Origin of the sequence: Pseudomonas migulae NBRC 103157, from assembly GCF_002091715.1 — a bacterium.
GTDB lineage: Bacteria > Pseudomonadota > Gammaproteobacteria > Pseudomonadales > Pseudomonadaceae > Aquipseudomonas > Aquipseudomonas migulae_A.
On sequence record NZ_BDAG01000015.1, the window covers coordinates 37,790 to 63,136 of the forward strand.

Below are 25,347 nucleotides of genomic sequence, written 5' to 3' on the forward strand. Positions count from 1 at the left end.
GAGAACTCTTTCGCCTGACACTCCGCTATCGCGAGCAAGACCGCTCCCACAGGGTGGACTTGCAGCGCTTTGGGTTATTTGCAGACTTCAGCGATTGCATTGGCCAGCAGATCCAGGCGTGTCGCATCAATCCCCGCCACGTTCGCCCGACCGGTGCCGACCATGTAGACGCTGTGATGATCACGCAGCTGTTTAACCTGATCCGGCGTCAGGCCGGTGTAGGAAAACATCCCGCGTTGCACACCAATATGCGCAAAACGCTCACGCAAGCCATGCGGTTCCAGCGCTTCAACCAGACCGCTGCGCAGTTGCGCGATACGCAAGCGCATGGCCTCCACTTCGTCGGCCCAGAGGCTTTTCAGTTCCGGATCGCCGAGAATCGTCGCTACCACGGCCGCGCCATGATCCGGCGGCGTCGACCACAGGTTGCGGGCGATGTTGGCCAGTTGACTGCGAACATCCACCAGCTTCTCAGCCGTCTTCGCACAGACAATCAGCGCCCCCGTGCGGTCCCGGTACAGACCGAAGTTCTTCGAGCAGGAACTGGTGATCAGCATTTCCGGCAACGCATCAGCGAACAATCGGGTCGACCACGCATCCTGTTCCAGTCCATCGCCGAAGCCTTGATAGGCGAAGTCGATCAGTGGCACCAGATCACGATCGCGCACTACGTCCAGCACGCGACGCCAGTCGTCATGGGACAGGTCGAACCCGGTCGGGTTGTGGCAGCAGGCGTGCAACAAAACCACATCGCCCTTTGGCGCCTCATTGAGCACCGCCAGCATCGCTTCAACATCGAGGCGGTTATCGCTGCCGACATAAGGGTAATGATTAACCTTGACCCCGGCCGTGGCGAAAATGGTTTCGTGAATCGGCCAGGTCGGGTTGCTCAGCCACACGCCGCGCCCCGGCAGGCACTGGGCGATGAAGTCCGCGCTCAAGCGCAACGCACCGGTACCGCCCGGCGTCTGGGTGACGCCGGCCCGTTGTTCGGCGATCAGCGCAGAATCGGCGCCGAGCACCAATTCATTGATGACTTTGCCGAACGCCGGTTCGCCGTGACCGCCGATGTAGGTCTTGGTGTTCTGGCGATCCACCAGGCGCTGCTCGGCGAGCTTCACGGCCTGGGGAATCGGCGTCAGGCCGAAGGCATCCTTGTAGACGCCCACGCCAAGGTCGAATTTGCGCGGGTTCGGGTCCTGCGCATAAGCCTCCATCAGGCCGAGAATCGGGTCGCCGGGTACTCGACCTATGGCGTCGAAATGCATTATTTGCGGCCCTCGGCGTCCTTGGCCACTTCGTCAGTGCGTGCGGCCATGATGAAATCGTTGCGGTGCAGGCCCTTGATGGAGTGGCTCCACCAGGTCACGGTGACTTTGCCCCATTCGGTCAGCAGGCCCGGGTGGTGACCTTCGGCCTCGGAGATTTCCCCGACCGCGTTGGTGAACGCCAGCGCGTGCTTGAAGTTCTTGAACAGGAAAACCTTTTCCAGCTGCATGATGCCGTCGCGAACTTCGATGTTCCAGTCAGGGATCTGCTTGATCAGGATCGGCAGTTCTTCGTCGCTGACCTGAGGGGCGTCGGCGCGGCAGGCTTCGCAATGGGCTTGGTTCAATGTGGACATGATGTGTTCCTGAAATCGAATTATTGGAAATCGGCCGTCAGTGTCACCACGCTAAACCAAAGCGTCGGTTCCTGACAGGCTCACTTGATTCTAAAAGCTGCGGATCACGCGGCTTTCGGCGGAAACTTCGGTGCGTGCAAGCCCAACTGCATGCCTTGCTTGACCATGCCCATGATGTCTTCATGGGCCAGGTCGAACAGGCGCTTGAGGTTCGGCAGGACAAAGTACAGCGGTTGCAGAATGTCGATGCGATACGGCGTACGCATGCATTCCAGCGGATCGAACGTTTGATGTTCAGGTTCGTCCGACAGGCAGTAAACGGTTTCTTTCGGCGAGGAGAGAATGCCGCCGCCGTAAATGCGCTGGCCTTCGGGTGTATCCACCAGGCCGAACTCGATGGTCATCCAGTACAGACGCGCCAGGTACACGCGTTCTTCCTTGGAAGCCTTCAGGCCAAGTTTGCCGTAGGTGTGGGTGAATTCAGCGAACCAGGGGTTGGTCAGCAGCGGGCAGTGGCCAAAGATCTCATGGAAAATGTCCGGCTCTTGCAGGTAATCCAGCTCTTCGCGGGTACGAATAAACGTCGCCACCGGGAACTGCTTGTTCGCCAGCAATTCGAAAAAGGTCTGGAAGGGAATCAGTGCGGGAACCCGGGCAACTTGCCAGCCGGTGGTTTCACCGAGGACTTTGTTGATTTCACCGAGTTGAGGAATGCGGTCGTGGGGCAGACCGAGTTTTTCGATACCGTCCAGGTATTCCTGGCACGCACGCCCTTCGATCACTTTCAGTTGGCGCGTGATCAGCGTGTTCCACACCGCGTGTTCTTCGGCGGGGTAGTCGATAAAACCTTGCGCATCGGGCTCGCGAGCCACGTATTGCGTCTGCTTCATGCTGCTCTCCTGCTAGGGGATTTCGTTCTTGTTATGTCCTGCTATGGACTCAGAAATACCTCAGGAATTGCGATGTTGCAGCACGTGAAAGCCGTGGTGCGTAGGAAAATTCGTTGGTTTTCGTAAAGTTTTCGTTACGCAAAGGCTGCTGTGGCGCTGCGCTTGAGATTTCCGGGTTTGAAAAGGCTCACAGGTGTCACATAATCTTGACGACTATCTGAGCGCACCAACAGAAAAATACCCTGTGGGAGCGGGCTTGCTCGCGAAAGCGGTGGGTCAGTCACCATCAATATTGCCTGACTCACCGCTTTCGCGAGCAAGCCCGCTCCCACAGGTTGATGCCGGGCATAAACCTCATTCACCGCTTTTTTTCGGGCCTTTTTATGCGTATCAAAGTCCACTGCCAGAACCGCATCGGCATCCTGCGCGACATTCTCAACTTGCTGGTCGAGTACGGGATCAACGTCGCCCGTGGTGAAGTGGGTGGGGAGCATGGCAACGCGATCTACCTGCATTGCCCGAATCTGATCAATATTCAGTTCCAGGCACTGCGTCCTAAATTCGAGTCGATTGCCGGTGTCTTTGGCGTCAAGCGGGTAGGGCTGATGCCCAGCGAGCGTCGGCACATGGAGCTCAATGCCTTGCTCGGCGCCCTGGAGTTTCCGGTGTTGTCGATCGACATGGGTGGTTCGATCGTCGCAGCCAACCGTGCGGCGGCGCAGTTGCTCGGGGTGCGAGTCGATGAGGTGCCGGGGATTCCGTTGTCGCGTTACGCCGAGGACTTCGATTTGCCGGAGTTGGTGCGTGCCAACAAGTCGCGGATCAACGGGCTGCGGGTCAAGGTCAAGGGCGACGTGTTTCTGGCCGACATCGCGCCGCTGCAATCGGAGCATGACGACAGTGAGGCCATGGCCGGCGCGGTGCTGACGCTGCACCGTGCCGATCGGGTTGGGGAGCGCATCTATAACGTGCGCAAACAGGAACTGCGCGGGTTCGACAGCATCTTCCAGAGTTCGAAAGTGATGGCTGCCGTGGTGCGTGAAGCCCGGCGCATGGCGCCGCTGGATGCGCCGCTATTGATAGAAGGTGAAACCGGCACCGGTAAAGAGTTGTTGGCGCGAGCCTGTCACCTGGCCAGTCCGCGCGGACAATCGCCGTTGATGGCGCTCAACTGCGCCGGTCTGCCGGAGTCGATGGCCGAGACCGAATTGTTCGGCTACGGCCCCGGCGCATTCGAGGGGGCACGGGCCGAGGGCAAGCTCGGGCTGCTGGAGCTGACGGCGGGGGGGACGCTGTTCCTAGATGGCGTCGGGGAAATGAGCCCGCGCTTGCAGGTGAAATTGCTGCGCTTCCTGCAGGACGGTTGCTTCCGTCGAGTCGGCAGTGATGAAGAGGTTTATCTGGATGTGCGAGTGATCTGCGCAACGCAGGTTGATCTGTCGGAACTGTGCGCCCGGGGTGAGTTCCGCCAGGATTTGTATCACCGCTTGAACGTGCTTTCGCTGCATATCCCGCCGCTGCGTGAATGCCTGGATGGTTTGACGCCACTGGTGGAGCACTTCCTCGATCAGGCAAGCCGACAGATTGGTTGCCCGCTGCCGAAACTGGCGCCGGCGGCCATGGAGCGGCTCAGTCATTATCATTGGCCGGGCAATGTCAGGCAGCTGGAAAACGTGCTGTTCCAAGCGGTTTCGTTGTGCGAGGGCGGGACGGTCAAGGCGGAACACATTCGCCTGCCAGACTACGGCGTGCGTCAGCCGCTTGGCGATTTCTCCCTCGAAGGCGGGCTGGATGCGATAGTCGGGCGCTTTGAAAAAGCGGTGCTGGAGCGTTTGTATTCGGAGCATCCGAGCAGTCGGCAACTGGGCAAGCGGTTGGGGGTTTCGCATACCACCATTGCCAACAAGTTGCGTGAGTATGAGGTGGGGAAAGACAACACCTGACCCTGTGGCGAGCGGGCTTTTGTGGCGAGGGGGCTTGCCCCCTCGCCACAGGTGATGGATTGACCTCCAGGGCTGGCTGTTGCCGCGAAGCGGCATAACACCGCCGGTTTTTCGTCTTTCGACACAATCCTCTCAATCCCCTCTGACCCCTCAAGTCCTTTGTTTGCCGGGCCCCGCGCCGCCAGAAAAAAGTTGGTCTGCAAATTGCTTATGGCTCAGCAGTACAGCGGTGGGCGGCAAACGTCCGGCATGCAGAGGAAAGAGTGTGGACAAGTACCTTTATGTGGCAATGACCGGCGCCAGCCAGAATGCACTGGCGCAGAAGGCTCATGCGAACAACCTGGCGAACATCTCCACCAACGGTTTCCAGAAAGACCTGGAGCAGGCGCGTTCGATGCCGGTGTTCGGTGACAGCTTTCCGGCGCGTGCTTTTGCCATGTCCGAACGTCCGGCCACCGACTTCTCTTCGGGCTCTCTGGTGGAAACCGGTCGCGACCTCGACGTCGCGGTGCAGGGCAATGGCTGGATCGCCGTGCAGAACCCGGACGGTGGCGAAAGCTACGTGCGCACCGGCAGCCTGAACATTGACGCCCTGGGCGTATTGCGCGCCGGCAACGGTATGCCGGTGTTGGGCAATGGCGGGCCGATCTCCGTGCCGCCCGAGCAGCAGATCGAAGTCGGCGAAGACGGCACCGTCAGCATCCGTGCGATGGGCGAAGGTCCCCGCGTGATGGCGGAAGTCGACCGCATCAAGCTGGTCAATCCGGATTTCAAGAACATGACCAAAGGCCTGGACGGTTCGATCCACACCAAGGACGGCAAGCCGGCGCAAGCCGATGCCAACGTCAAACTGGTGTCCGGGTTCCTTGAGTCGAGCAACGTCAATGCCGTGGAAGAGATGACTTCTGTACTGGCCCTGGCCAAGCAGTTCGAATTGCACATCAAGATGATGAACACCGCCAAAGACGACGACCAGGCCATGGCTCGGGTCTTGCAGATCAGCTAATTATCAGAACGTCGCGCCGTAAAACAGGCGCACGAGGAGAATCGAATGCTTCCGGCTCTATGGGTTGCCAAAACAGGTCTGTCCGCCCAGGACACCAACCTGACCACCATTTCCAACAACCTGGCCAACGTGTCGACCACGGGCTTCAAACGTGATCGTGCCGAGTTCCAGGACTTGCTGTACCAGATCAAACGCCAGCCAGGCGCCCAGTCGACCCAGGACAGCGAACTGCCGTCGGGCCTGCAACTGGGTACCGGTGTGCGCATCGTCGGCACCCAGAAAAACTTCAACGCCGGTAGCCTGCAAACCACCGAGCAGCCGTTGGACATGGCCATCGACGGTCGCGGTTTCTTCCAGATCCTGCAACCGGACGGCACCACGTCCTACACCCGTGACGGTACCTTCCACCTCGATTCCAACGGCCAGATCGTGAACGCCAGCGGTTTCGCCCTGGAGCCAGCCATTGTCATCCCGAACGATGCGCAGACCTTCACGGTCGGTCGCGACGGCACCGTGTCCATCACCATTGCCGGTAACCCGGCGTCCCAGGTGATCGGCAACCTGCAAACCGCCGACTTCATCAACCCGGCCGGCCTGCAAGCGGTAGGTAACAACCTGTTCCTGGAAACCGCTGCCAGCGGTGCGCCGCAAGTCGGTACGCCAGGCCTGGCCGGTTTCGGCACCACGCTGCAGAACACCCTGGAAACCTCCAACGTCAGCACCGTTGAAGAGATGGTCAACATGATCACCACTCAGCGCGCCTACGAGATGAACTCCAAGGTGATCTCCACCGCCGACCAGATGCTCTCGTTCGTAACGCAGAATCTGTAATCAAGTCTATGAGGCGACCCTGAGGTCGCCTGCAACACCGTGAGGTAGGGTCATGAATCGCTTTGTATCTGTTCTGGCACTGAGTGCGGTCGCCGCGCTGGCGGGGTGCGTCGGCCCGACGCCCAAGCCCAATGATCCTTACTACGCCCCGGTGTTGCCGCGTACGCCGTTGCCGGCTGCCGCGAATAACGGCTCGATCTACCAGGCCGGTTTTGAACAGAACCTGTACAGCGACCGCAAGGCGTTCCGGGTCGGTGACATCATCACCATCACCCTGAACGAGAAGACCCAGGCCAGCAAGAACGCCAACTCGCAAATAGGCAAGAACAGCAAGGCAAGCATCGGTCTGTCCTCGTTGTTCGGCACAGTGCCCAACACGAATAACCCGCTCAGCGACGGTGATCTGACGCTGGATGCCGGCTACAGCGGCGACCGCGCCACCAAGGGCGACAGCAAGGCCGGGCAGGGCAACAGCCTGACCGGTTCGATCACCGTGACCGTCGCCGACGTGTTGCCCAACGGCATCATCGCCGTGCGCGGCGAGAAGTGGATGACCCTCAATACCGGTGATGAACTGGTACGGATTGCCGGCCTGGTCCGGGCCGACGACATCGCCACCGACAACACGGTTTCGTCGACCCGCATTGCCGATGCACGCATTACCTACTCGGGCACCGGTTCGTTTGCCGATGCGAGTCAGCCAGGCTGGTTCGACCGTTTCTTCCTCAGCCCGCTGTTCCCTTTCTAGGTGGCTACGTTGAATTTCAGAAGTCTCATCGTTGCGGCCCTGATGTTGTCGGCAGCCTTCAACGCTCAAGCCGAGCGGCTGAAGGACATCGCCAGTATTTCCGGCGTGCGTTCCAACCAATTGATCGGCTACGGCCTGGTGGTCGGGCTTAACGGCACCGGTGACCAGACAACGCAAACTCCGTTCACCCTGCAGACCTTCAACAACATGCTCTCGCAGTTCGGCATCAAGGTGCCGGCCGGTTCGGGCAACGTGCAGTTGAAGAACGTCGCGGCGGTATCGATCAGTGCCGACTTGCCGGCTTTCGCCAAACCCGGTCAGCAGGTGGACATCACCGTTTCTTCCATCGGTAACTCCAAGAGCCTGCGAGGCGGAACCCTGCTGCTGACGCCGCTCAAGGGTATCGATGGCAACGTGTACGCGGTCGCCCAGGGTAACCTGGTGGTCGGCGGTTTCGATGCTGAAGGTCGCGACGGGTCGAAGATCACCGTCAACGTTCCGTCGGCCGGTCGCATCCCCGGTGGTGCATCGGTGGAGCGTTCGGTGCCGAGCGGTTTCAACCAGGGCAACAGCCTGACCCTGAACCTCAACCGTTCCGACTTCACCACCGCCAAGCGCATCGTCGACAAGATCAACGACATGCTCGGCCCTGGCGTCGCACAGGCCATCGACGGTGGTTCGATTCGCGTCACGGCGCCGCTGGACCCAAGCCAGCGGGTCGACTACCTGTCGATCCTCGAAAACCTCGAAGTCGATCCAGGCCAGGCGGTGGCGAAAGTCATCATCAATTCGCGTACCGGCACCATCGTCATCGGCCAGAACGTCAAGGTTTCGCCAGCCGCCGTGACTCACGGCAGCCTGACCGTGACCATCACCGAAGACCCAATCGTCAGCCAGCCCGGCCCTTTGTCCAATGGTCAGACAGCGGTCGTGCCGCGCTCGCGGGTCAATGCACAACAGGAAGCCAAACCGATGTTCAAGTTCGGTCCGGGCACCACGCTCGACGAGATCGTGCGTGCGGTGAACCAGGTCGGCGCGGCACCGGGTGACTTGATGGCCATCCTCGAAGCACTGAAGCAGGCCGGCGCATTGCAAGCCGATCTGATCGTGATCTGAGGACGGCGAACATGGATATGCGCAAGGGCGGTCTGGGTGTCAGCAGCAACGATTCGGGTTCCTATTCGGACCTGAACCGGCTGAACCAGCTCAAGGTAGGTGACAAGAACAGTGACGGGAACATGCGCAAAGTGGCGCAGGAGTTCGAGTCGCTGTTCCTCGGTGAAATGCTCAAGTCCATGCGCAAGGCTACCGACACCCTGGGTGAGGACAATCCGCTCAACACCCCGGCGGCCAAGCAGTACCAGGAAATGTACGACCAGCAACTGGCCGTTTCCATGTCCCGCCAAGGTGGTGGTATTGGTCTGGCGGACGTGCTGATGCGTCAGATGTCGAAGAACAAACCGATGGCGCCGGGCGAAGCAGCTGCCGCATCGGCGGCCAAGCAGGCGGCCGCGAAAGCCGCAGTGGAAACGCCGATAGCCGCCGGGACGGTTGCCGTCAACGGGCCGTTGTCCCGCCTCAATGGCGAGCGTCCGTTGTGGGCGTCGCGCTCGCTCCGTACACCGCCGGCAACAGGCGACGGCACGCATCGCAATGACATGGAATTGATCAATCAGCGGCGTCTGGCATTGCCGCCGAAACTGGCTGACCGCTTGCTGGCAGGCCTGGTGCCTTCGGCGACGACTGCGGCCGCGACGGTCAACAAGACGCCATTGCCGGAGCGCACCACGCTTACCGGTTCAGGCCCGTTGTACAACGGTGATTGGCTGGCGAATGCGCAGGCAGCATCGAACGGCGGGTTGCAGATTCATGGTCGTGCCATGGCTCAGATCCCCCTGGCGCCCGCGAAGAAAGCCTTCAGTTCCGCCGATGAATTCGTCAACACCATGCTGCCGATGGCCAAGGAAGCCGCCGAGCGCATCGGGGTCGATCCGCGTTACCTCGTGGCCCAGGCGGCGCTGGAAACCGGTTGGGGCAAATCGGTCATGCGGGCACAGGATGGCAGCAGCAGCCACAACCTGTTCGGCATCAAGGCCAGCAGCAACTGGCAGGGCAATTCGGCGCGCGCGATCACCAGCGAATTCAGGAATGGCGCGATGGTCAAGGAGACGGCCGAGTTCCGTTCCTACGACTCCTACAAGGACAGCTTTCATGACCTTGTGACTTTGCTGCAGACCAACAATCGCTATCAAGATGTCGTGAAGTCGGCCGATAACCCAGAACAGTTTGTACGCGAGTTGCAAAAGGCCGGTTACGCAACCGACCCGGACTACGCAAGCAAGATTTCGCAGATAGCCAAGCAGATGACGAGTTACCAGAACTACGCTGCGGCGGGCGTTTCCACCACGCCTTTATAGGCACAAGGATTAAGGTCTGAACCATGAGTTTGCTCAATATCGGGATGTCGGGTCTGGCCGCTGGCCAATCCTCGTTGATGACCACCGGCAACAACATTGCCAACGTCGACACCGCCGGGTACTCACGCCAGCAAACAGTGCAGGGCACCAAGGCCTCGCAGCATTTCGGCAACGTGTACATCGGCACCGGCACGACGCTGGCCGATGTGCGTCGCGTGTACAACAGCTACCTCGATGCGCAGTTGCGCACGGCGACTACGCTCAACAGCGAAGCGTCCGCGTATCAGGCTCAGGCCACACCGCTGGACGCCACGCTTTCTGATACCAACACCGGCTTGACCGGCGTGCTTCAGAAGTTTTTCACCTCGATGCAAGGTGTTGCGACATCGGCGACTGACGACACGTCCCGGCAGTCGGTGGTAGCCGGCGCGCAGGCCCTGGCCAGTCGTTTCAACTCCATCGCCAAACAGTTGAACGACCAGAACACCAGCCTCAACGGCAACCTGTCGGACATGGCATCGCAGGTGAACAAACTTGCCACCTCGATTGCCAGCCTCAACCAGAAGATTTCTGAACTCTCCATCGGCAGCAGCCAACCGAACGACCTGCTCGACTCCCGCAACGAAGCAGTGCGCCAGCTCTCCGAACTGGTCGGTGCACAGGTCGTCGAGCGCGGCAACAGCTACGACATCTACGTCGGTAGCGGCCAGCCATTGGTGCTCGGCAACACCACCGACACCCTGGAAACCGTGCCCAGCAAGGATGATCCGTCGCGCATGGCGCTGCAGATGAACCGTGGCTCCAGCACCATTGACATCACCTCGGTGGTCAGCGGCGGTAAAATCGGTGGATTGCTCTCTTATCGCAAGGAAGTGCTCGACCCTTCGCTCAATGAGCTGGGACGTGTGGCGCTGGTCGTGGCCGATCAGATGAACAGCCAGCAGGCGCAAGGCATCGACAAGAACGGTGACTTCGGTGCGGCGATCTTCAATAACATCAACAGTGCCACGTTGATCAGCCAGCGCAGCGTTGGCCAGGCAGGCAACAGCGCCGGTTCCGGCAACCTGGATGTCACCATCAAGGACACCGGCAAGCTGACCACCAGCGACTATCAGGTGACGTTCACCAGCGCGACCAACTATACGGTCACGCGCTCTGACGGAACCGCCATGGGCGCTTTCAGCACCACGACCACGCCAGCTCCGGTGATCGACGGGTTCAGCCTGTCGCTCAACGGCGGCGCGCTGAGCGCCGGTGACTCGTTCAAAGTGACGCCAACTCGTGGCGCGGCGAGCAGCATACAGGCGGTTCTGACCGACCCGAAAAAAATCGCCGCCGCGGCACCGTTGACCGGTGCGACCAGTGCCAATAACACCGGCACTTACACCCAGCCGACGCTGAGCAGCACCCTGGACATCTACAACCCGACGTCCCAGGCAGAAATGCAGACCGCGCTCAAGTACTCGACACCGGTCAAGCTGGTGTTCGGTGCCGCGAGCGGTGGCAGCCAGAGCTACAACATGGTCGATGCCAAAGGCAATTCGATCGGTACCGGAACCATTGTTCCGGGCCAGAGCAATACCCTGAACCTGAAAGTGGGCATGGTCGACAGCACTGGCGCTCCGATCATGGACAACACCGTTGTGCCGGCCGTGCAGAAGACGTTCACCGTGCAGACCAAGGTCGGCGGCACACCGACGACCGGCGAAAGCTTCACGATCAACCTGACCGGCGCAGCGTCTTCGGACAACCGCAACGCTCAAGCGCTTGCGGGGCTGCAAACCAAGCAGACCGTCGACACCGGCAGTGCGAGCAAGGGTATCAGCCTGACCGATGCCTACGGCAAGCTGGTGACCAACGTCGGCACCAAGGCCGCGCAGGGCAAGTCCGACAGCGACGCCACCACGGCGATCCTGGCGAACGCCAAAGGTGCCCGTGATTCGGTGTCCGGGGTCGACCTGGATGAAGAAACCGGCAACCTGGTCAAATACCAGCAGTACTACACCGCCTCTTCGCAGATCATCAAAGCTGCGCAGGAAATTTTCAGCACGCTGATCAACAGCCTTTAAGGAGTCGTAATTCATGCGCATTTCCACCGCCCAGTATTACGAAATCACCGCTGCCAACTACCAGCGCAACTTCAACAAGGCGATCGCTACCAGCAACGAAGCCAGCAGCCTGATCCGCATCAACACCGCTGCCGATGATCCGATCGGTGCCGGTCGTTTGCTGCAGCTGGGTCAGCAGAGCGCGGCGCTTGATCAGTACGGCACCAACATCACCAACACCAGGAATGCGTTGACCTTGCAGGAAACGACCCTGAATTCCATCGGTACGGCTCTGCAGCGAGCGAAAGAACTGGCCCTCGCCGCGAGCAACGGCGTCAAGACCGACGCGGACCGCAAAGCCTATGCGTCGGAGTTGGGTCAGATCCAGCAACAAGTACTGGGCCTGATGAACTCCAAGGACGCGAACGGCAACTACCTGTTCTCCGGTTCGAAAACCGATACGGTGCCTTACTCGCAGAACTCGGACGGCAGCTTCACCTACAACGGTGACCAGACCAACATCAACCTCGGCATTGGCGACAGCATGTCAGTGGCTACCAATACCACTGGTTGGGATGCCTTCCAGCAGACCATCAATACCAGTCGGACCCAGACCACCATGACCGCTCCTGCGGTGGATGACGGTCGCGTGGTGCTGTCCAACGGTACGGTCGGCGCCAGCTCTACCTACAATGCGAAGTTCGCCGGTGGCCAGCCCTATACCGTCAACTTTCTCAGCAGTACTCAATTGCAGATTACCGACGCACTCGGTAACGACGTGACTGCCGAAGCCAGCCAGAACGGTTTGATCAGCAACGCCAATGGTGCCAACCAGACAGTCAGTTTCCGTGGCGTTGACCTGAAGCTGAACATCAACCTCAAAACGGGTGATACCAACCCGGATGCGGTCATCGCCGGTCATAGCTTCACCTTGTCGGCCACGCCTGACAGTTTCAGCACTTCGCGTAGTCCCGGTAACACTTCGACCTCGGTCATCACCGGCTCCAGCGTGACGAACCAGACGAACTACGACAACGCCTTCCCGGCGGGCGGGGCGATCCTCAAGTTCACCAGCGCCACCAACTTCGATTTATACGCAGCACCGATTACTGCCGACAGTAGACCGGTATCGTCGGGAACCGTGGTAGCTGGCAACGCCACCGCTGCTGGCGTGACCTTTGCCTTGGGCGGCGGAGCGCCGGCGACCGGTGACCAGTTCCTGATTCAGTCCAACAATCATCAGACCCAGAACGTGCTCGACACCCTGGGCCAGATGGTCACCGCGCTGAATACGCCGATCGATGGCAACCCAGTAGCCAAGCAACAGTTTCTGGGTGCCATAGAGACGGGCCTCGGTAACATCGACAGCGCTACCAACCAAATTGGCTCGGCCATCACCTCGATTGGTACTCGCGGTCAGTCGCTGGATGAGCAGAGCGCGACCAACGAGAGCCTGAGCCTGGGGAACGCCACGTCTCAGTCGTCGATTCGTGACTCGGACCCTGCAGAAGTCATGACTCGCCTGACGTTGCAGCAGACCATGCTGCAGGCTGCACAACTGGCGTTCAGCAAGATTTCCCAGTTGGGTCTGTTCAACAAAATCTAATGGTGATCGGGCGCGCAGGCGCCCGATTGCCTTGTCCTTTCAGTATTTATCGTCTTTTTTGCGGTTTCAAAGGGCTCGCTTTTCAGGGCGAGCTCACGCCGCTTGTGAGCCCGCCGTGAATTCACTCCCGCTTGTCAGCCTGGTCATTCCCGCCTTCAATCCACGCTTTTTCGCACGTGCCTTGCACACGGCTGTGAGTCAGGGCTATGGCAATCTGGAGATCATTGTCTGCGATGACAGTCGCGGCCATGAGATTGAGGACATCGTCGCTTCGGTGATCGAGCAGGGCGCGGGCGTGCGCTACGTGCGCAACCCACAAACCCTGGGATTGGTGGGCAATCTGCATGCTTGCCTGGAACAGGCGCAAGGCGAGTACATCAAGTTTCTTTGTGATGATGACCAGTTGTTCTCCTCCTGCATCGAGCGCCAGGCCCAGCTGCTTATCGACTGTGCAGACGTCAACCTGGTCATGGCGCAACGGCTGTTTTGGGATGCCGACGATATTATGCTGCCTTCGCGCCTCGAAAATACCCCGCTTTCTCCGGTGTGCGGGGTGTTCAAGGGCGATGACCTGCTGGCGATTTTCGAAAACTTCCCGGCCAACATCCTCGGTGGCTTCAGCAACGCCTTGTTCCGTCGGGCAGATCTGCTCGAACTGTTGCCTGCATTGACTCAGCCAGGTCATTGTTTTGTCGCGACGCTCGATTTTGCCTTGTACGTGTGCCTGATGCGGCGTGGCAATGTGGCGGTGTCCAATCACGTGCTCAGCGTCGAGCGCCTGTACCCGGAACGCTTGAGCAGCCAGCAATCGATGAAGGATGCGGCGCAAATCGAGCAGCAATGGCTGTCGCAGATGCTCAAGGCACGTAGCGGCGAATCCGCGCCGGCTCCGGGCTGGGTTCGCTACGTACCGTTGACCAGTGTCGCCGAGTCGCCGCGGGTTTGGGAGGAGCTGCCTTTGAGCCGGACTCTGGGTACCAAGCAGACCACCCAGGATTGGCATGTCGGTATTGCCAGCGTCAGTTTCTCCGAACTCTATGCGCAGTGGCTCGAGTGCCGTCTTCTGACCGACGGCCAGCGGCGCCTGTTGCCAAACACACTGACCGCTTGGCCAAGCGTGCCGAAAATCGTTCCGGTCATCATTGATGAAGACGGCAGTCGTTCGGCGCTGGAGCTCACTCTGCAATCGCTCGCCGCGCAGGATTACCCGCCTGAGCTGACCCTGGTTTTATCGACTTCCTGCACGCAAGCCGAGCTGGATGAGCGGGTATTCCGTTTGCCGCTGCAAGACGACTGGCAGCAGCAGATCAACGATTTGTTACCGCAATTGGCAGGCGCTGACTGGTTCTATCTGTTGCGAGCTGGTGATCGTCTGGTGGTGCCGGCCCTGTTGGTGATGGCGGAGCGAATTGCCCTCACGCCCACACTGAAGTGCCTGTACAGCGACGAAGGTGGGCTGCGCCTGGGCGAGTCCGCAGAGCCTGCATTCAAGCCCGATTTCAACCTCGATCTGATGCGCAGCTACCCCTATGTCGGACGGGCCCTGGCATTTGAGCGTGATCGTTTTCTGAGCGTGGGCGGTTTCAATTCGGAGTTCGCAGAGCTGGCGCCTCACGATGTGCTGTGGCGCATGGTCGAGAATGACGGCACTCAAGCCGTCGGTCATATTGCGGAAATTTTGCTGGAGTCATCGCTGGACCTGGCCAAGTGGTTGTCGCAGCCGCAGGTGCTGGACATCAACCCTCTTTTGCTCGAAGCGCACCTGCAGCGCCTAGGTATTGCCCACGAGATTCGCCCTGGCAGTTCGACGATACTCAATCGTATCGATTACCTGCATGGTGATCGCCCGCTGGTATCGATCATCATCGTCAGCAAGGATCAAATCAGCGCCTTGCAGCGCTGCGTCGAGAGCCTGCTGGAGAAGACTGGCTACGGCGAATACGAGTTGCTGCTGGTGGACAATGGCAGTGAAAGTGTGGACGCGCGCACCTGGTTCGATGGCATGGCGCAACTGGATCGTCAGCGGATTCGTGTCCTGAGCTACGGGCAGCAGGGGAGTGCGGCGGCGGTGCGCAACTTCGCCGTGAGTCAGGCCGCTGGCGACTATGTCCTGATGCTCAACCCTTACACCGTTATCACCCAGGCTGACTGGCTGGCCGAGTTGCTCAATCACGCGCAGCGTCCGGAAGTCGGCGTGGTCGGAGCCAAGCTGTTCAATCCCGATGGTCGAATAGTGCATGCCGGCCTGATCCTTGGCTTGCAAGGCCCGGCCGGGGTGCCGTTTTATGGTGAGTCGCTGCAGGCAGCCGGTTACATGTTCCGGTTACAGGTTGCCCATGATTTCAGTGCCGTTGGCGGTGATTGCCTGATGGTGCGCAAGGCGGTATTTGATGCGGTCGGCGGCCTGGATGAGCAAGACCTGGCGCAGTCTCTCAACGAAGTTGATCTGTGTTTGCGCATCGGCCAGGAAGGTTATCTGGTGGTTTGGACGCCTTACGCTCAACTGGCGTTGGGCGCGCAACCGGTCGTGGCAGCGCTGGAAGGCGATCAGGCTCGCAGCGAACAGGAACAAGAGGTTTTCTATAAGCGCTGGCTGCCGATCGTTGCCCGTGATCCAGCCTACAATCCCAACCTGGCGCTGCAGGGACTGGCGGTTGCAAGCTTCAGTCTTGAGCCGGGTCTGCGATCCGGTTGGAGCCCGTTCTCCAAGGCTCAATTGCCGAAGGTTCTCGCGTTGCCGGTCAATGCGTCCGCTATTGGTCATTATCGAGTGACTCAGCCGCTGATTGAACTGGAGGCGGCAGGCAGGGCGCACGGGCGCATTCACTACAACCTGCCGACCATCATTGAAGTCGAGCGTCATTCGCCTGACGTGATTATCCTTCAGGGTCGCTATTCCGAAGGGCCGATCAACGAAATTCCGAGTCTGCAAAAATACTCCGGCGCGCGACGCATCTATGAGCTGGATGACTTCGTGATCAACGTCCCGCATCGCAACGCGCATATTCGCAACATGCCGGGCAAGGACGAGATGGAGAAACTGGTGCGACGCGCGATCGGCATGTGTGATCGCGTGGTGGTCTCCACAGAGTCGCTGGGCAATGCGTTGTCGGACATGCATCACGATATTCGGGTCGTGCCGAATATGTTGGCGGCACACCTGTGGCCCAACCTTCGCAGTCAGCGCCGCACTTCGAAAAAACCTCGGGTCGGCTGGGGGGGCGGCACCAGTCACCATGGCGATCTGGCGGTGATCGCCGATGTGGTTCGCGAGCTGGCCAATGAAGTCGACTGGGTGTTCTTCGGCATGTGCCCGGAGGATTTGCGTCCGTACATGCATGAGTTCCATGGGGTGATCGGGCTGGATGCGTACCCGGCCAAACTGGCCAGTCTGAATCTGGATCTGGCGCTGGCTCCACTGGAGTTCCATATCTTCAACGACTGCAAGAGCAACCTGCGCTTGCTCGAGTACGGCGCCTGCGGTTATCCGGTGATCTGCACCGACACCGCTGCCTATCGGGGTTACCTGCCTTGCACTCGCGTGATGACCAACACCACCGATGAGTGGCTGCAGGCTATTCGCATGCATCTGTCCGACCCGGATGCCAGTTACCGTATGGGCGATGAATTGCGTGAGGTGGTGTTGCGCGACTACATGCTGCGCGGGGATAACCTGCGGTACTGGGAGCATGGCTGGTTGGACGACTGAAAATAAACCGCCTTTAGCCGCCAGGCTGCTATCGACCCGGCCCCGGCCCGGACGAAGCTGCCGTCATCACAACCGTTCAATGAGGCATGTTCGGGCTATCCGTGACCGCCTGGCGGCTTTCAGCAGCCAGGCGGCAGCTACGACAGACTTTCCCGTTTCGGGCAATCCGAGATGGCGCGCTTCCTGCAGGTCTCCCCAATATCGCCATAAATCGTGCATTTTCGGCGCGGCCATAAGGCTGTGCGTCTGGCTTGAAGCGTTGCACTTCAGGTCCGAGCCAATTCTCTGGCACATCAATGGACACTGAGTGGGGCAAGTTTCACCACTCCGCCGTTGTGGCAAAAACATCATTGTTAAGTTCATCGGGCGATTCGCCGATTCTGGGGACACGTTATGCAAGGCAAGTACGGTTCTGAACACGCTTTACCACTGAACGAGCAGTTGACGGTGGTGTTGATCACCCACAACAGGCCCGCATTCTTGCGCAGGGCGCTGCAGTTCTACAGTCCCTTGCCTTGCCGGATCATTGTGTTGGACTCCTCGACCCAGGCAAGCGAGGGGATTGCCGACGCTTTTCCGAACGTCGATTATCTGCACCTGCCACAGTTTGGCTACTGGGATGCCCAGGCCAAGGTCGTCTACGGCATCGATCAGGTCACTACACCGTATATCGTGTTTGCCGCGGACGATGATTTCCTCGTGCATGAGTCACTGAAAGAGTCGGTAGCGTTTCTGGAGGCGAATCAGGATTACGGCATGTGCCATGGCTACTGCCTGATGTACCTGGCGCTGGCAGGTAGCGTGACCTACTACCGCCGCGACAAGAAAGTCTGCGAAGACTATTCGTCCGAGCGGGCCCAGGATCGTGTGCTGGACTTCATGGGCCAGTTCATTCCGCCCTTCTATGCCGTTCACCGTACCTCGCTGTTTCGCGACTGGTATGCGGCCATGCCCCATGACGCGAAGTTCGAGTGGCAGGAAATCGGCCACTCGTACTACATGCTGGCCCGCGCCAAGGCACGGATTCTGCCGATACCGTACGTGGTGCGTGAGATCAACTACATGCAGTCGGAGCACAAGACCGATGTGTATCACTCGCTCACCTTCGCCGATGCCAAGTCAGTGGCTGAGCGCGAGGCTTTTGCCGAGTTCCTGGCGGCGCTGCCCACCGAGATTACTGAGCTGGAGCCGGAGCAGGGCAAACAATTCGCGCTCCAGTGTTTCGAAGCGATGGCCGACAGCCTGAGAACGGGGAAGGCGCTGGCGGCCGAAATCATTTTCGACTCCCACTGGAACAGCGCCTTGAAAGTGCCAGAGCGACGTTTCGCGCCCAAGCAGTACGTCGAAATGCCCTTTTATAACCAGACCTTTTTCGATCAGTTGACCCATATCGAGTTTCTGCTCCATGCGATGCCAGCCGGACGTGTTCAGCTACAGCAGCTTGAAGGCGTGTGGACCCATCAGTACGACTTGATGCGTGCACGCAACAACGATACGCCTGAGAGTGTCGTCGACCGTCTGTGGCGTGCCCACGATCTCAATATGTTCAACCGGCACCTGATTCAGTGCCTGGTGGACCAGTTGCAAGGTCTTGGCGAGGAAGAAGAGGCGCAAGGGATGATCGCGTGGGCCGAGCGTCTGGATACGCTCCCGCCTCAGCTCATCCGCCAGACATTCGAATCCACGCAATCCGGGCGTTTAATCAAGTGGCTGGAGGCGCGAGAGCCGGACGCTGTACAGCGAGAGGCCATCGCCCGGCATCTGGCGGCCCACCAGGGCGGCCCGCAGTTCGGCATCCTGATCCTGGACCTGGAGAACGATGTCGGCAAATTGCAGGTGACCCTCGACAGTCTTCTGGAAGGGCACTGCAAGGCGTTCAAGATCGTGGTCTTCACCACTGGCGAACCGTTGGCGGCGACCACGGCGCAAAACACCCTGCACTTTGTCCGGGTCACCCAGGGCAATTACGTCGACAAACTGAATCAGGTCGCTCGGCAGTCGACTTGCGACTGGTTGTTGCTGGCAGAAGTGGATGACGAGTTCACCGCCGGCGGTTTGTTGCGAGCGAGCCTGGAACTGTTGGAGGCGCCGCAATGCCGTGCGGTGTCGACAGATGAAATCCAGCGTCAGGCCAATGGTTCATTGGTGGATGTGTTCCGACCGGGCTTCAACCTTGACCTGCTGCAAAGTTTCCCGGCGATGATGTCACGCCATTGGCTGATACGCCGTGAGGTGCTGGTAGAAGCTGGCGGTTATTCTGCTGACTTCAGCAAGGCGCTGGAGTTCGATTTGCTGCTGCGGGTGATCGAACAGGGCGGAATGTCGGGGCTGGCTCATCTGGATGAGCCGCTGCTGATCAGTTCGGCGGTGGTCGTGGAAGATAACGCCCATGAGCGTCAGGCCTTGATTCGGCACCTCGCGACGCGGGGCTACAAGGCTCAGGTGACCTCGCCGGTGCCGGGCACCTACCACATCGATTATCGCCGCACCGAGCGGCCGCTGGTGTCGATCATCCTGCCTGTCCAGGACAACTTGCCGGTCTTGCAACGCTGCCTGGCCAGCGTACTGCAGAGAACCCGCTATACCCACTATGAGGTGCTGATCGCGGACAACCAGAGCCAGTCGTCCGCTGTCGCGGCCTGGCTGGACAGCCAGGAGCAACAGGTAGGTAACGTGCGTGTACTCAGGACTGACCGTCGCCTCAGTGCGTCGGCCTTGCACAACGCCGCCTGCCAACAGGCCCGGGGCGAGTACCTGGTGCTGCTGGCGGCCGACAGCGAAGTGGTCAATCCGAACTGGATCGAGTCCTTGCTCAACCAGGCTCAGCGCCCGGAAGTCGGCGTGGTCGGCGCGAAGCTGTTCGATTCTGACACCCAGGTGTCCCAGGCCGGACTGATCCTCGGCCTGAACGGCGGCGTTGGTTCGCCTTTCATTGGCGAAGACAAAGATGCCAAGGGTTATATGCACCGCCTGGTGGTGGAGCAGAATTATTCGGCCGTTTCCTCGGTGTGCATGATGATTCGTAAAGAGATCTACGAGGCAGTCGGCGGCCTGGATGAAGACGCCTTCGCCGAAGCCTTCAGTGATGTCGATTTGTGCCTGAAAGTGGGCCAGGCCGGTTATCTGACGGTCTGGACGCCACTCGTACAGGTTTTCCATTCGGGCGAGCTTCCAGACGCGCCGCAAGCGCTTGCTGCGCTTCGTCAGAAGTGGGCCGCTGCGTTCGAGTATGACCAGGCGTACAACAAGAACCTTGTATCGACCGGCAAGGCTTTTACGCTCGGTGAGGTGTCCGGGGTGGATTGGGCGCAGTTACTGGTTTAAGTCTGGTTGATCGTTAAAAGGAGTCACGGCATGTTCAATCTTATCTCCAAGCCCGTGGATCAGCTCGCGGCTCCGCGTGCGGTGCCGCGTTTATGATTCCTTATCAGATCCCCTATGGATGCCAGAGCATCGATCAGTCGGACATCGACGCGGTGGTGGCGGTACTCAAGTCTCCCTGGTTGACCCAGGGACCGACCATCGAGCGCTTTGAAACCGCAGTGGCCGAACGTTGTCAGGCCGACTTTGCGGTCGCCGTGTGCAATGCCACGGCGGCCTTGCACATTGCCTGCCTGGCGGCGGGCCTGGGGCCGGGTGATCGTCTCTGGACCAGTCCCAATACCTTTGTGGCGTCCGCTAACTGCGGGCGTTACTGCGGCGCCGAAGTGGATTTCGTCGACATTGATCCACTGACGCTGAACCTCGACGCGGGGCTGCTGGCACAAAAACTGGAGGCCGCCGAGCGAGTGGGGCAATTGCCTAAAGTGGTCATTGCGGTGGCTTTTTCAGGCCAGAGTTGCGATATGCACACCATTGCCGAGCTCTCCGAGCGCTACGGCTTCACCTTGATCGAGGACGCTGCCCATGCGATAGGCGCTTCTTACCTGGGGCGGCCGGTGGGTTGTGGCGCTTATGCAGCGATGACGATCTTCAGTTTCCACCCGGTCAAGATCGTGACCTCGGCGGAGGGCGGGATGGTCCTGACCAATGATCCGAAGCTCGCCGCGCGCTTGCGGCGCTTGCGCAGTCATGGCATCACCGGCGACCCGGCGCAAATGACGGCGCCTGCCCAGGGGCTCTGGTATTACCAGCAACTGGAGCTGGGGTTTAATTATCGAATGACCGATCTGCATGCGGCGCTCGGACTTTCGCAGATGACCCGGATCGATGAGTTCATCGCCCGACGACGTGAACTGGCGGCGCGCTACGACCAGCTGCTGGCGGGGTTGCCGCTGACAGTGCCTTTCGGCCAGCCGGGAGCGGAGTCGGCCTGGCACCTTTACGTGGTGCGCTTTAAGTTCGATCGGATCGAGGCGACTCAGCGAGAGGTTTTTGATGCGCTGAGAGCGGTGGGGATTGGTGTGAACCTGCATTACATCCCTGTGCATCTTCAGCCTTATTATCGCGAGCAGGGGTTTGCTGACGGAGATTTTCCCGAGGCTGAGCGCTACTTCCACGAAGCGATCAGTTTGCCGTTGTTTCCGGGGCTGAGCGAAGAGCAGCAAGACTATGTGGTGGCGCAGTTACGACGGATTGTCGGCCAGGCGCCTTCAGAAGACTCAAGGGTAAGACATGCGTGAATTGAGTGAACAAGAATGCTTCTGGCGTGGCGACTTCGGCGACCAGTATGTCGCCCGCAATCAGGGCCAGCCGTTGATCGCGGCCAACCTGGCGCTGTTTGCCAAGGCCCTGGCGCGTACCGGTCGGATCGAGAGCCTGCTGGAGTTGGGCACCAACACCGGCAACAACCTGCAGGCCTTGCATCAACTGCTGCCCGGTTGTGTCCTGCAGGGTGTCGAGATCAATGCCAGCGCTCAAGCGCAAGCCCAGGCCCTGGGGATCGCTGATGTCTGGCACGGTTCCCTGTTCGACTATCCGCGAGAGCGCACCTATCAGCTGACTCTGAGCAAGGGTGTACTGATTCACCTGGATCCGCAGTTACTGCCGGCGGCCTACGCGCAACTGTATGAACTGAGTCGACGCTATATCCTGATCTGCGAGTATTACAACCCGGTGCCGGTCGAGGTGCCCTATCGCGGTAACAGCGGCAAGCTGTTCAAGCGTGATTTCGCTGGGGAAATGCTCGACCGTTACAGCGATTTGCAGCTGCTGGACTATGGCTTCAGCTATCACCGCGATCCGCAGTTCCCAGCTGACGATGTCAACTGGTTCCTGTTGGAAAAACGTCCTTGAGTGCGATCGCAATCATCCCGGCCCGGGGCGGTAGCAAGCGCATCCCGCGCAAGAATCTCAAGCTGTTCCATGGCGAGCCGATGATTGTCCATTCGATTCGGCTTGCCCTGGCCTCCGGGCTGTTCCAGCAGGTGGTGGTCAGTACCGATGATGAGGAGATCGCGACGCTGGCCCGGGCCCGTGGGGCGCAGGTGCCTTTTATGCGTCCGGCGGCACTGGCCGATGACTTCGCCGGGACGGCGGCGGTGATCGCCCATGCGGTTGAAACGTTGAAGGGACAGGGCTGGTCGTTCGATTTTGCCTGTTGTATCTATGCCACTGCGCCTTTGTTGCAAGCCCGGTTTTTGTGTCAGGGTCTTGAGTTGCTGGAGCAGAACCCTGAGAAGTCCTTTGCTTTTTCGGTCTGTGAGTTCGGCTTCCCCATCCAGCGTGCCTTGATGCTGGATGGACAGGGTGCGCTGTTGCCCATCTATCCAGAGTATCGACAGACTCGCTCCCAGGACCTGCCCCCATCCTTTCAGGACGCCGGGCAGTTCTACTGGGGGCGCAGCAGCGCCTGGTCAGGTGGTGAGGTGATGTATTCGTCGGCGAGTCTGCCGGTCATCCTGCCGCGTTATTTGGTGCAGGACATCGACACCCCTGAAGACTGGAAGCGCGCGGAGTACTTGTATGCCGCGTTGAAGGCTGGCGGTGAGCTGCAATGAGAGTGTTGATTCGCGCCGACGCGTCGCCGGCCATCGGCAGCGGCCACATCGCCCGCTGCCTGACACTGGCCAGGGTATTGCGCCAGCAGGGCAGCCATGTGGCCTTTGCCTGTCGTCTGTTATTGGGGCATCGTCTGGACACACTTCAGGCCGATGGCTTCGAAACCTTCGCGCTCCCCGATAGCTATTTCGGTGAGGATCCACAGCAGGCGATCGAATCCATGCTGCCGTGGCAGGCGGACATTGCTGCGCTCGGGCAGGTGTTGGACGGCCATCCGGCGTTCGACTGGATCATCGTCGACCACTACGGCCTGGACCATCACTGGCAGACCGCCGCCCGCCGATGGGCGCCACGGATCGCCGCCGTGGATGACCTCGCTACTCGAACCTATAGCGTCGATCTGCTGCTGAACCAGAATCTGTCGGGCACACCCGAGGCTTACGCGTCGCTCCTGGCACCCGGCTGCCGGACTTTGTTTGGCCCACGATTTGCGATGCTACGCGACGAATTCTGTTGCCCGGCCATCGAGATCAAGCCTCAAGCCAGGCGTGTACTGGTGAATTTCGGTGGTTTCGATGCGGCGATGCAGACTCATCACGCAATGCTGGCGCTGGCGGATTTCCATGAACTGGAAGTCGATTTTGTGGCCGGTGCCGGTAACCCTGCCTGGGCGCAGATGCAGGCCTTGGCGGCGGATCGCCCGCATTGGCGTTTACACAGTTTTGTCAGCGATTTTTACCGGTTGATGAGCCAGGCAGACCTGTTTGTCGGCGCTGGCGGTGGCACCAGTTGGGAGCGCGCGGCCATGGGGCTGCCGACGATTTGCATTGCCGTGTCGAACAATCAGCAGGCCAATGGCGAGGTCATGGCGGCCGCTGGCGCGCATGTGTTCATGGGCACTCGTGAGCAGGTCAGCGTTGAGCAATTACGCCTGGCCATTGGTTTTGTCGCGGACAATCGAAGCCTGCGCCAGAGTCTGGCGGTGCGCTCCCGAGAGTTGGTCGATGGCCGTGGTGCACAGCGGGTAGCGGCTGCGCTGGCGGGTGCCGTGCTGAGAATGCGTCCGGCGACCCTCGACGATGCGCAGTTGTTATTCGAAGGACGCAATGCCGAGGCGGTACGGCACTGGTCGCTGCAGAGCGACGTGATCGATTGGACCACGCATCAGAACTGGTTGGTCGCGAGCCTGAGCAACGCACGGCGGCTGTTGTTGATCGCCGAGGCCGATGATGGCCCGGTCGGTGTGCTGCGTTATGACTTGCGCGACTCTGCCTGCGAAATGTCGATTTATCTGTTCGAAAGCCGACTCGGTCTGGGCTGGGGCAGGGCGCTGCTGGCGCGGGGTGAAGCCTTTGCGACGGCCCATTGGCCGCTAATGGACACCCTCAACGCAACGATAATGCCCGCCAACCAGCCGTCACAGAAGGTTTTTCGTGACGCAGGTTTCACTCAGAATGCCTGTACGTTCACGCGCGTATTGAAGGATCGCAGAAATGACTAGTGTCAAGATTGGCGAGCGCCTGATCGGTGCCGAAGCGCCACCGTTCATCATTGCCGAGATGAGTGGCAACCATAACCAGTCCCTTGAGATGGCGCTGCAGATCGTCGAGGCAGCGGCCAAGGCCGGCGCGCATGCGTTGAAGCTGCAAACCTACACCGCCGAGACCATGACCCTGGACCTGTCCGAAGGTGAGTTCTTCATCAGGGATCCTGAGAGCCTCTGGGCGGGCTCCTCGTTGTACTCGCTGTATGAGAAGGCCCATACGCCATGGGAATGGCATGCGCCGATTTTTGCCCGTGCCAAGGAGTTGGGCATGCTGGCGTTCTCGACCCCCTTCGATGACACCGCCGTGGACTTCCTCGAAAGCCTTGACGTGCCAGCCTACAAAATAGCCAGTTTCGAAAATACTGACTTGCCGCTGATTCGACGGGTCGCCGCCACTGGCAAGCCACTGATCATCTCCACTGGCATGGCCAGCCTCGCGGAACTCGACGAAACCGTACGCACCGCCCGCGAGGCTGGTTGCAAGGATCTGGTGTTGCTCAAGTGCACCAGCACGTATCCGGCGACACCAGCGAACAGCAACGTGCGGACTATTCCACATCTGCGCGAAATGTTTGGCTGTGAAGTGGGCCTGTCTGACCACACCATGGGCGTCGGGGTTTCCGTTGCCGCTGTGGCGTTGGGGGCTACGGTGGTGGAAAAACATTTCACCCTCGACCGTACCGCCGGCGGGGTGGACGCCAGCTTCTCACTGGAGCCAGCGGAGATGGCCAGCCTGGTGATTGAAACCGAACGAGCCTGGCAGTCCATGGGGCAGGTGCATTACGGCGTCACCGCAGCCGAACGCAAGTCCCTTGTGTATCGCCGTTCGCTCTATGTCACTCAGGACATGGCTGCTGGCGAACCCTTCACGGCGGCTAATATGCGGGCCATTCGTCCGGGCCTTGGACTGGCCCCCAAACACACCGAAAACCTTCTGGGCCGCCATGCCCGTTCGGCTATCAAACGTGGGACGCCGCTCGATTGGTCGTTGGTCGAATAACCGCTCTTGGGGCCGATTCGGCAAAATAGCGTGACCTGC

Annotated in this window: 18 protein-coding genes; 15 read left to right on the top strand and 3 right to left on the bottom strand. The window is 59.8% G+C overall.

Going from position 1 to position 25,347, the window contains the following annotated elements; genetic code table 11:
* Positions 1 to 74: 74 nt before the first annotated feature.
* From PMI01S_RS13635 to phhA, 3 genes are all read right to left on the bottom strand, one after another.
* Positions 75 to 1,268, bottom strand: coding sequence for an amino acid aminotransferase (locus PMI01S_RS13635; RefSeq protein ID WP_084320535.1), 1,194 nt, complete (start codon positions 1,266 to 1,268; stop codon positions 75 to 77).
* Complete coding sequence (locus tag PMI01S_RS13640) at positions 1,268 to 1,624, bottom strand: 4a-hydroxytetrahydrobiopterin dehydratase (RefSeq protein WP_084320536.1); 357 nt, start codon at positions 1,622 to 1,624, stop codon at positions 1,268 to 1,270. Before PMI01S_RS13640 ends, PMI01S_RS13635 begins: the two co-directional genes overlap by 1 nt.
* A 104-nt stretch (positions 1,625 to 1,728) precedes the next feature.
* Positions 1,729 to 2,514, bottom strand: coding sequence for a phenylalanine 4-monooxygenase (gene phhA, locus PMI01S_RS13645; RefSeq protein WP_084320537.1), 786 nt, complete (start codon positions 2,512 to 2,514; stop codon positions 1,729 to 1,731).
* Between the two features lie 383 nt (positions 2,515 to 2,897).
* Here phhA and PMI01S_RS13650 point away from each other — a divergent pair, with 383 nt between their 5' ends.
* From PMI01S_RS13650 to pseI, 15 genes are all read left to right on the top strand, one after another.
* A complete protein-coding gene (locus PMI01S_RS13650; protein ID WP_084320612.1) occupies positions 2,898 to 4,457 on the top strand; it encodes a sigma-54-dependent transcriptional regulator in 1,560 nt (519 codons plus the stop codon).
* A gap of 265 nt (positions 4,458 to 4,722) precedes the next feature.
* Positions 4,723 to 5,463 carry a flagellar basal body rod protein FlgF gene (locus tag PMI01S_RS13655; protein ID WP_084320538.1) on the top strand — a complete coding sequence of 247 codons (741 nt, stop codon included), beginning with the start codon at positions 4,723 to 4,725 and terminating at the stop codon, positions 5,461 to 5,463.
* 45 nt (positions 5,464 to 5,508) lie between these two features.
* Positions 5,509 to 6,294: a flagellar basal-body rod protein FlgG gene (gene flgG / locus PMI01S_RS13660; RefSeq protein WP_017337155.1), complete on the top strand. Its 786-nt coding sequence runs from the start codon at positions 5,509 to 5,511 to the stop codon at positions 6,292 to 6,294.
* A 52-nt stretch (positions 6,295 to 6,346) separates the two neighbouring features.
* Entirely contained in the window at positions 6,347 to 7,042 is a 696-nt protein-coding gene (flgH, locus tag PMI01S_RS13665) for a flagellar basal body L-ring protein FlgH (protein WP_084320539.1), read from the top strand.
* Between the two features lie 42 nt (positions 7,043 to 7,084).
* Positions 7,085 to 8,158 (top strand): flagellar basal body P-ring protein FlgI, encoded by a 1,074-nt coding sequence (locus PMI01S_RS13670; protein WP_167362947.1) that lies wholly within the window; start codon positions 7,085 to 7,087, stop codon positions 8,156 to 8,158.
* An 11-nt stretch (positions 8,159 to 8,169) separates the two neighbouring features.
* Entirely contained in the window at positions 8,170 to 9,459 is a 1,290-nt protein-coding gene (gene flgJ / locus PMI01S_RS13675; RefSeq protein ID WP_084320541.1) for a flagellar assembly peptidoglycan hydrolase FlgJ, read from the top strand.
* Positions 9,460 to 9,482: 23 nt separating this feature from the next.
* On the top strand, positions 9,483 to 11,528 hold the full coding sequence (gene flgK, locus PMI01S_RS13680; RefSeq protein ID WP_084320542.1) for a flagellar hook-associated protein FlgK: 2,046 nt from the start codon (positions 9,483 to 9,485) through the stop codon (positions 11,526 to 11,528).
* 13 nt (positions 11,529 to 11,541) lie between these two features.
* Positions 11,542 to 13,113, top strand: coding sequence for a flagellar hook-associated protein 3 (locus tag PMI01S_RS13685; RefSeq protein ID WP_084320543.1), 1,572 nt, complete (start codon positions 11,542 to 11,544; stop codon positions 13,111 to 13,113).
* 115 nt (positions 13,114 to 13,228) lie between these two features.
* Positions 13,229 to 16,822 (top strand): glycosyltransferase, encoded by a 3,594-nt coding sequence (locus tag PMI01S_RS13690; protein ID WP_084320544.1) that lies wholly within the window; start codon positions 13,229 to 13,231, stop codon positions 16,820 to 16,822.
* A 393-nt stretch (positions 16,823 to 17,215) separates the two neighbouring features.
* On the top strand, positions 17,216 to 20,146 hold the full coding sequence (locus PMI01S_RS13695; RefSeq protein ID WP_084320545.1) for a TIGR00180 family glycosyltransferase: 2,931 nt from the start codon (positions 17,216 to 17,218) through the stop codon (positions 20,144 to 20,146).
* Positions 20,147 to 20,238: 92 nt separating this feature from the next.
* The gene (pseC, locus tag PMI01S_RS13700; RefSeq protein WP_084320546.1) at positions 20,239 to 21,444 is read left to right on the top strand and encodes a UDP-4-amino-4,6-dideoxy-N-acetyl-beta-L-altrosamine transaminase; all 1,206 of its coding nucleotides are present in this window, start codon (positions 20,239 to 20,241) and stop codon (positions 21,442 to 21,444) included.
* Complete coding sequence (locus PMI01S_RS13705; RefSeq protein ID WP_084320547.1) at positions 21,437 to 22,057, top strand: pseudaminic acid biosynthesis-associated methylase; 621 nt, start codon at positions 21,437 to 21,439, stop codon at positions 22,055 to 22,057. Before pseC ends, PMI01S_RS13705 begins: the two co-directional genes overlap by 8 nt.
* On the top strand, positions 22,054 to 22,761 hold the full coding sequence (gene pseF / locus PMI01S_RS13710) for a pseudaminic acid cytidylyltransferase (RefSeq protein ID WP_084320548.1): 708 nt from the start codon (positions 22,054 to 22,056) through the stop codon (positions 22,759 to 22,761). The genes PMI01S_RS13705 and pseF overlap by 4 nt, the downstream gene beginning before the upstream one ends.
* Positions 22,758 to 24,263, top strand: coding sequence for a UDP-2,4-diacetamido-2,4,6-trideoxy-beta-L-altropyranose hydrolase (gene pseG / locus PMI01S_RS13715; protein WP_084320549.1), 1,506 nt, complete (start codon positions 22,758 to 22,760; stop codon positions 24,261 to 24,263). The genes pseF and pseG overlap by 4 nt, the downstream gene beginning before the upstream one ends.
* The gene (pseI, locus tag PMI01S_RS13720) at positions 24,256 to 25,308 is read left to right on the top strand and encodes a pseudaminic acid synthase (RefSeq protein WP_084320550.1); all 1,053 of its coding nucleotides are present in this window, start codon (positions 24,256 to 24,258) and stop codon (positions 25,306 to 25,308) included. Before pseG ends, pseI begins: the two co-directional genes overlap by 8 nt.
* The last annotated feature ends 39 nt before the right edge of the window (positions 25,309 to 25,347 follow it).